Source organism: Streptomyces sp. NPDC048297 (genome assembly GCF_043201585.1).
Lineage (GTDB): Bacteria > Actinomycetota > Actinomycetes > Streptomycetales > Streptomycetaceae > Streptomyces.
The window spans coordinates 1-1506 of the sequence record NZ_JBICZA010000091.1 but is presented as its reverse complement, the minus strand read 5'-3'; the positions used below and the strand labels follow the sequence as shown (position 1 = coordinate 1506).

The window sequence follows — 1506 nt, the reverse complement described above, 5'->3', positions numbered from 1 at the left end:
CATGACACCCCCTGTGTCAACCTCACACCGCTTGAGCGAGCGGTTGTGGGGTTGTGAGACGTTGAAGTCCGCCGTGCCGGTCGGGCTGGTAGGGCTCGTGGTTGAGCCAGCAGCGATGGATCACGCGGATCCAGGCGCGGGCCAGGACGCGGACGGCGTGCGGATGGTCCATGCCCCGGCCCCGGGCCCGCTGGTAGACGTTCGCCGCCCAGGCGCTTTCATGACGGCTGTTGTCCGCGAACGTGGTCACCGCCTGGCGCAAGCGCTTGTTGCAGGCCCAGCGGTAGGACACCCCGCGCATGCGTCCGGACGCCTTGGTAACCGGGGCGACGCCGGCGAACGCCGCGACGGCGTCCGGGCCGTCGTAGGCGGTGCGGGAGTCGCCCCACTCGGCGAGGATCTGGGCGGCGTTGACCTGCCCGGCCCGCGGCAGCGAGGTGAAGATCCGCCCGTCGGGGTGCTGGCCCAGGTGGGCGGCGACGGACCGGTCGAGGTCCTTCTTCACGGTGCCGAGCGTCCGCAGCACCGTGACCAGCGCGACGACCGCGTCCCGGCCGGCCTCGGTCTCGATCTCGCCGGTGACGCCGGCCGGGGCCGAGCGCAGCCGTTTGACCAGCTCGGCCGGCGTGCGGCGGCCGCAGTAGGAGTGCTTGACGCAGAACGCTGCCATGCGCTTCTCGCCCAGGGCGGCGGCGGAGGCCGGGGTCGGGTAGCGGGTGAGGAAGTCCAGCGCGATCGGCGACTCCACATCCGCGAAGAGGGACTTGGCGCCGGGCCAGAAGGCATCCAGCAGCGCGGAGAGCATGTTGGTGGCCATCACCCGCAGCCTCACCACGTCGTCGCGGGTGCGGACCACGGTGCGAAGTGCCTTGGTGTGTCCGGAGAACGGGCGGGCGGCGCTGAGCTTGTGGTGCCGAAGCCGCAGGTACTCGGCGATGACCATCGCATCGCCCGGGTCGGACTTCGCGCCGGACAGGACCTCGGCGTCCCGCCATGCCTTGATGGCGTTGGACTTCACCGGAACCACCGGATGCCCGGCCTCCAGCAGCTGGTCGACCAGCCGCCCGTCGGGCCGTTCGATCGCCACGGGTATGTCCTCGGCCTGGCCAAGCTTCCCGAGCCGGCGGATCAGGTCCGCGAACCCGACAGCGGTGTGGGTGATGGCGAACTCGGTCCTGACACGGCCGGCTTCGGTCAGGACGCAGACCGCGTGCTCGGACGATCCCCAGTCGATGCCGACGTAGTACGCGCTCTCGGGCAGTGCCACAGCTCTCCTCGTGCCTATCAGCGACAGGCCGGTGACGAAGCTGGTCCCCGGGCGGTCACTGACTGGCGCTCTGCGGCGCGTCCCTCTGTTGCCGGTCGACAGCTCCGGAAGAGCCGGGGGCGGCAGTGTCATGCGGGCCCTGAAAGGGCGACCACCACGGGCCGTCACCCCGGCTCTCACCGGCATCTAACCACGAGCACCTCACTGGTGCCCGCAACAGAAAGGGTCCACCAGTGACC

Annotated in this window: 1 protein-coding gene; it reads right to left on the bottom strand. The window is 70.6% G+C overall.

The genetic code is table 11. The features are described 5' to 3' along the window. Window positions 1–22: 22 nt before the first annotated feature. Window positions 23–1267 carry an IS110 family transposase gene (locus tag ACGFYV_RS37520; protein ID WP_393883029.1) on the bottom strand — a complete coding sequence of 415 codons (1245 nt, stop codon included), beginning with the start codon at window positions 1265–1267 and terminating at the stop codon, window positions 23–25. Between the last annotated feature and the right edge of the window lie 239 nt (window positions 1268–1506).